Here is a 6,110-nt window from a genome sequence, read left to right as displayed (position 1 = left end):
GGATAGGCTCGTTTGAACTCAAGTCTCTTGAATGCTCTCTCGGATTTAATGGCTACCTGCTCTCCCAGTTTGCCCAACCGCATCGCTTCACTGAGTTTGTCAAGACTGATGCGATTCCGCAGGAAGTCCGTTGCATACTGGAAATATGAATCGTCGGCGCGATAGCCGACAATGACATCTGCCCGTGAAAGATCAACGGCGAAGTTCTGAATCAGGTAGTCCCGTGCCTCTTTACTGTCATCGTCCAAATTGTTCGGCTGCCGATGCTCGAGCAGTGTGCCGATCCAGTTGAGTGTGTGATACTGCTCTGAGTTCAGGTTGACTATGTTCAGGCCGTCCATTTTGAGGATATAGCCCGAAACAACACCGGTTTTTCCGTATTGGCAAGACCATTCTTTTGCCAGATCCATCTCCTCGGTGCAATAAAAGCACTTGCCGAAATCGTTTGCCGCGCGACATTTCGAGAGCTGTGGCCAGCCGACGGCATCCAGCGAGCCATGAAAGAGGGCGATCTTCCGCTGCGAAAGCTGCTCCGGCAGGAACGCATCGTGAAGATAATGTGCGCTCAGATAGGTGCGTGTCCCCTCTGAGATGCTTCCCCTGTCATAGGCTTGTTCGATACATTGCTGCAGGTCGTTTTGTGCCTGTGGGATCAGAACCGCCTGTGACGTGGATTCGAGCACGGCTATTTGCTTTTGTATCTCCTGTGGCATTTGCTCTGCCGCATAGACATCCTGTAAATTCTCGTGGGACATCATATACCTCTCAGCCTTTATCTTCTCATGACATTATACCACATTATCTCCGAGAAAAGCGGCTTTTGACACCATCAAAAAGCGTGTCGATTTTCCTTTCCAGGTGAGGATTTTCCTGCGTGAAGATCGCAGTGTAATCCTTTTCCTTATCCTTCTTGGCAAGGGATGCAATAAAAAAGAGCAGAAAACCTTTGCTCTAAAAGGTTTTCTGCTCTTTCGTCTCTCATACGAGCTCGATGATGGCCATCGGGGCGGCGTCGCCGCGACGGGGGCCGAGCTTCAAGATGCGGGTGTAGCCGCTCTTCTTATCCGTGTATTTCTCTGCGATTTCGCCGAAGAGCTTGCGCACGACATCCTCTTCTGCCAGAGCTGCGATAGCCTGACGGCGCGCACTGAGGTCGCCGCGCTTGGCGAGCGTGATGAGACCATCGGCGAGAGAGCGGAGCTCCTTTGCCTTTGCCTCGGTCGTCTCAATGCGTCCATACTTGAAGAAGGATGTGAGGATGCTCCTGAGGAGAGCCTTGCGGGCCGCGGAATTGCGTCCGAGCTTTCTCATGTGTTTCCCACTCCTATCGTTATTCGTTTTCCTGTCTCAAGGAGAGTCCAAGCTCCTCAAGTTTTTTCTTCACTTCATCCAGAGATTTTCGCCCGAGATTGCGTACCTTCATCATGTCATCCTCGGTCTTCTGCGCGAGATCGGCAACGGTGTTGATGCCGGCGCGCTTAAGGCAGTTGAAGGAACGGACGGAAAGATCCAGATCGTCGATGGTCATCTCGAGCACCTTTGCGCTGTCGTCGACCTCTTCGGGCGGGAAGTTCGGGACTTCCTCCTCCTCCTCGATGACCGTGCCGTCCATGTTCTGGAACAGACGCAGGTGCATGACGAGGATGGCAGCCGCCTTGCTCACGGCTTCCTCCGGACGGATGGAGCCGTTCGTCCACACGTCGAGGATGAGGCGGTCGTAGTCGGTGACGTTGCCGACGCGCGTGTCCTCTACCGTGTAGTTGACGCGCTGGACGGGGGAGAAGATGGAGTCGATGGGGATGACGCCGATGCTGTCGTCCGCCTTCTTGTTCTTGTCCGCCGCCACATAGCCGCGCCCGCGCTCGACGGTCATCTCGATCTTGAGCTTGCCCGTCGCATTCAGCGTTGCAATGTGAAGATCGGGGTTCAGGATCTCGATGTCGCTGCCGCATTCGATGTCGGCTGCAGTGACCTCGCGCTCCCCCTCCGCCTCGATGCGGATGGTATGCGGCTCGCTCCCCTGCATTCGAATGCAGAGCTGCTTGAGTGCCAGTACGATGCTCGTCACATCATCCCGTACGCCCGGGATTGTGGAGAACTCGTGCAGCACGCCGTCGATTTGGATGGAGGTGACCGCCGCTCCATCCAGTGAGGAGAGCAGCATACGCCGCAGACTGTTGCCGAACGTCGTGCCGTAGCCCGGCTCGAGTGGCTCGCAGACGAAACGCCCGTAGCGTCCGTCCTCGCTGATCTCTGCGATCTCGATTTTCGGTTTCTCGATATCTGTCATCTATGTGCCTCCTCCATAATAAACGCGTAATGCAGACACATTCACATTCATTATTTGGAGTAGAGTTCGACGATGGCCTGTTCATTGACCGGAACGTCGATTTCCTCACGATGGGGGAAACGTGTGACCGTGCCCGTCAGGTTTGCCTGATCGGCGGTCAGCCATGCAGGTGCGGAAAGGGCATTGCTGCTCTCCTTCAGCTCCTTGAAGAACGCGCTCGCGCGGCTCTTCTCGGCGACCTCAATCACGTCGCCCTCGCGGACGAGTGCGGAGGGGATGTCAACGCGCTTGCCGTTCACGGTGAAATGACCGTGACGGACGAGCTGACGTGCCTGACGGCGCGTGTTGGCAAGCCCGAGGCGGAAGACGACGTTGTCGAGACGGCGCTCGAGGAGGCTCAGCAGGTTCTCACCTGTGACGCCCGACATCTTCTTCGCCTTGTCATAGTAGCCGCGGAACTGACGCTCAAGGACACCATAGATGAACTTTGCCTTCTGCTTTTCCTTGAGCTGGAGTCCGTACTCCGAGACCTTGCGATTCGTGCGGCGCAGCTGACGCGTCGACTGACGCGAGCGGCCGAGGGTCGCAGGCTCGAGTCCGAGTGCGCGGCAGCGCTTGAGGACTGGTACTCTATCGATTGCCATGTTGTTTCATGCACCTCCTGTTAGACGCGGCGACGCTTCGGCGGACGGCATCCGTTGTGCGGGATGGGAGTCACGTCTTTGATCATATTGACTTCGAGACCCGTAGCCTGCAGCGAGCGGATTGCTGCCTCACGGCCTGCACCAGGACCCTTGACATAGACTTCGACGGACTTCAGGCCGTGCTCCATCGCAGCCTTTGCAGCCGTCTCTGCAGCCATCTGTGCTGCAAACGGCGTGCTCTTGCGCGAGCCACGGAAGCCGAGACCGCCGGCGCTCGCCCACGAGAGGGCATTGCCGCTCTTATCGGTGAGCGTGACGATCGTGTTGTTGAATGTCGAGCTGATGTGTGCAACGCCCGACTCTATGTTCTTGCGAACTTTTTTCTTGGAACGTGTTGTTTTCTTAACAGCCACCTCTACGAGCCTCCTTTACTTTTTCTTGCCTGCAACGGCCTTCTTCGGGCCCTTGCGCGTGCGCGCATTGTTCTTCGTGTTCTGTCCGCGGACAGGCAGGCCGAGACGGTGGCGGCGGCCACGGTAGCAGCCGATATCAACGAGACGCTTGATGTTCATCTGAATTTCGCGGCGAAGGTCGCCCTCCACCACGGCGTTCTTGTCGATGGCATCACGAAGTCTGACGACTTCATCCTCCGTGAGGTCGCGCGTACGGGTATCGGGATTGACGTTTGCGATCGCGAGCAGCTTCTTCGCGGTCGTCAGGCCAATCCCGTAGATGTACGTCAGGGAAATCTCAATTCTCTTATCACGGGGCAAATCTACACCGGCAATACGTGCCATAAGTGCACCTCCTTTTATCCTTGTCTTTGTTTATGCTTGGGGTTCTCGCAAATGACCATGACACGGCCCTTGCGCTTGATGATCTTGCATTTCTCGCAGATTTTCTTGACAGACGGTCTTACCTTCACTGCGCTTGCCTCCTTCCGTCTCCTTACATTCAAGGTTCAAGTCGATCTTTTCTATTCTAGCACAGAAAATCCCGTCTGGCTAGTATTTTCAGGACTATTTGAAGCGATATGTAATACGTCCACGAGTCAGATCGTACGGGGTGAGTTCGATGGTTACCTTGTCGCCCGGCAGAATACGGATGAAGTTCATGCGTATCTTTCCGGATACATGAGCGAGGACGACGTGTCCATTCTCAAGTTCGACCTGGAACATCGCATTGGGAAGCTTCTCGACGACTCTTCCCTCTACCTCGATGACATCCTGTTTTGACATACTTCCCTTTCGCTCCTTTTACGCCTCAAGGACGGCGGCGAGATCCGCCTCGACCTTTGCGATGTCCTGTCTGCCGTCGATCTCCTTGTAGACGCCCGCCTTCGTGTAGTAGTCGATGAGGGGGCGCGTGGAGGATTCATAGACGGAAAGACGGCTCTTCATGGTCTCTTCGCTGTCGTCGGCACGCTGATAGGTCGTACCGCCGCAGTCATCGCAGACACCCTCAACCTTGGTCGGGTTGAACTTCACGTGGAAGGAATGTCCGCAACTCTTGCAGATACGGCGTCCAACGGCACGCTCGATGAGATCGGCGGCGGGGACGTTGATGTTGAGGACGCCCGTGAGCGTCAGCCCGTTGTCTGCAAGGATTTCATTGAGTGCATCCGCCTGCTCGACCGTGCGCGGGAATCCATCGAGGATGAATCCCTTCTTGCAGTCGTCTTTGCTGAGACGCTCGCGCACAATGCCGATCGTCACCTCGTCGGGGACGAGCTTGCCCGCGTCCATGTAGGACTTTGCCTCTTTGCCGAGCGGCGTGCCCTCTTTCACGGCTTCACGAAACATATCGCCCGTGGAGATATGCAGGATACCGTATCGCTTTACGAGGTTTGCCGCCTGCGTGCCCTTGCCGGCACCCGGGGGCCCCATCAAAATGATGTGCATTGCTCAATCTCCTTACGTTATTTCATAAAGCCTTCGTAGTGGCGCATGACGACCATCGACTCGATCTGCTTCATGGTCTGCAGCGCAACGCCGACGACGATGAGCAGCGCCGTGCCGCCGAAGTACACGCCCTGAATGTTCGTCGCACCTGCCACCATGTTTGGCAGCACCGCGATGAATGCGAGGAAGAATGCCCCCGCAAGCGTGATGCGCGTGAGTACATAGTCAAGATAATCCGCCGTCGCCTGTCCGGGACGAAGCCCCGGCACGAATCCGCCGTATTTCTTGAGATTGTCTGCCATATCCGGAATCTTCACTGTCACCGACGTATAGAAGTAGGTGAAGAAGATAATCATCAGGACGTACAGCGTAGTCTGGAGTGGTTTGCCCCACTCGAGGTACGCCGCCGCTGTCTTGACCCACGGAATGTCGATGAACTGTGCAACCGTAATCGGGAACATAAGCACCGACGAGGCGAAGATGATCGGGATAACGCCCGCCTGATTGACCTTGAACGGAATGTGACTCGAGTGCCCGCTGCCCACGCGCCCGCCGACGAGACGCTTTGCATACGTGATCGGGACGCGGCGGAATCCCGTCTCGATGTGAATGACGAAGACGATCATCGCGAGTGCGATGACGCCAAACGCGAATACGCTGAAATAGCTGATCGTACCCGCCTTGACATAGGCGTAGATTGTGCCGATGTTCTTCGGCAGAGCCGCGACGATACCGGCAAAGATAATCAGAGAGATTCCATTGCCGACACCGTTTGCCGTGATCTGTTCGCCCAGCCACATCAGGAACACTGTCCCCGCTGTGAGCGTGATGGCAATGATGAGGATGTTCACGGGACTCGGGTTGAGGATCGCACTTTTGAGACCGATGGACATACCGATCGCCTGAAAGAATGCGAGTCCCACCGTAAGATACCGCGTGACCTTCGTTGTCTTCTTGTGCCCCTCTGCGCCTTCCTTTGACCACTGCTCAAGCGTCGGTACAACGACGTTGAGCAGCTGCATGATGATGGCTGCGTTGATGTAGGGCGTAATGCTCATCGCAAAGACGGAGAATTTACTGAACGCACCACCCGAGAAGAGGTCGAGCAGTCCGAACAGGGTTCCCTGTGCAAAGAGCTGCTCGATCGCCGTTGGATCGACGCCGGGCACGGGAATGTGTGTCCCCATGCGGAACACGGCGAACATGATGAGGGTGAATACGATCTTCTGTCGAAGTTCCGGGATCTGGAAGATGTTTCCAAGGGCTTGGAGCACC

General features: G+C 56.0%; 10 protein-coding genes. All 10 read right to left on the bottom strand.

The annotated features are described in order from the left end of the window. On the bottom strand, nt 1-758 hold a 758-nt coding region (locus AXF19_RS06765; protein ID WP_237141534.1), incomplete at its 3' end, for a DUF3990 domain-containing protein. 220 nt (nt 759-978) lie between these two features. Next, a complete protein-coding gene (gene rplQ / locus AXF19_RS06760) occupies nt 979-1,311 on the bottom strand; it encodes a 50S ribosomal protein L17 (protein ID WP_006692900.1) in 333 nt (110 codons plus the stop codon). A 19-nt stretch (nt 1,312-1,330) separates the two neighbouring features. Then, nucleotides 1,331-2,290: a DNA-directed RNA polymerase subunit alpha gene (locus AXF19_RS06755; protein WP_009441250.1), complete on the bottom strand. Its 960-nt coding sequence runs from the start codon at nt 2,288-2,290 to the stop codon at nt 1,331-1,333. Nucleotides 2,291-2,340: 50 nt separating this feature from the next. Continuing rightward, on the bottom strand, nt 2,341-2,934 hold the full coding sequence (gene rpsD / locus AXF19_RS06750) for a 30S ribosomal protein S4 (RefSeq protein ID WP_006692902.1): 594 nt from the start codon (nt 2,932-2,934) through the stop codon (nt 2,341-2,343). A 20-nt stretch (nt 2,935-2,954) separates the two neighbouring features. Continuing rightward, nucleotides 2,955-3,347 (bottom strand): 30S ribosomal protein S11, encoded by a 393-nt coding sequence (rpsK, locus tag AXF19_RS06745; RefSeq protein WP_006307536.1) that lies wholly within the window; start codon nt 3,345-3,347, stop codon nt 2,955-2,957. A gap of 15 nt (nt 3,348-3,362) precedes the next feature. After that, on the bottom strand, nt 3,363-3,731 hold the full coding sequence (gene rpsM / locus AXF19_RS06740; protein ID WP_006307537.1) for a 30S ribosomal protein S13: 369 nt from the start codon (nt 3,729-3,731) through the stop codon (nt 3,363-3,365). Nucleotides 3,732-3,745: 14 nt separating this feature from the next. Beyond that, nucleotides 3,746-3,859: a 50S ribosomal protein L36 gene (gene rpmJ / locus AXF19_RS13795; protein WP_006307538.1), complete on the bottom strand. Its 114-nt coding sequence runs from the start codon at nt 3,857-3,859 to the stop codon at nt 3,746-3,748. A gap of 94 nt (nt 3,860-3,953) precedes the next feature. Further along, nucleotides 3,954-4,172, bottom strand: a complete 219-nt coding sequence (gene infA, locus AXF19_RS13790) for a translation initiation factor IF-1 (protein WP_006307539.1) — start codon at nt 4,170-4,172, stop codon at nt 3,954-3,956. An 18-nt stretch (nt 4,173-4,190) separates the two neighbouring features. Continuing rightward, nucleotides 4,191-4,835, bottom strand: coding sequence for an adenylate kinase (locus AXF19_RS06730; protein ID WP_066846732.1), 645 nt, complete (start codon nt 4,833-4,835; stop codon nt 4,191-4,193). Nucleotides 4,836-4,852: 17 nt separating this feature from the next. Continuing rightward, the gene (secY, locus tag AXF19_RS06725; RefSeq protein ID WP_066846729.1) at nt 4,853-6,109 is read right to left on the bottom strand and encodes a preprotein translocase subunit SecY; all 1,257 of its coding nucleotides are present in this window, start codon (nt 6,107-6,109) and stop codon (nt 4,853-4,855) included. Nucleotide 6,110: the final 1 nt, after the last annotated feature.

Source organism: Selenomonas sp. oral taxon 126 (assembly GCF_001683335.1).
Taxonomy (GTDB): Bacteria; Bacillota; Negativicutes; order Selenomonadales; family Selenomonadaceae; genus Centipeda.
This window is presented reverse-complemented; position numbering and strand designations above follow the sequence as displayed.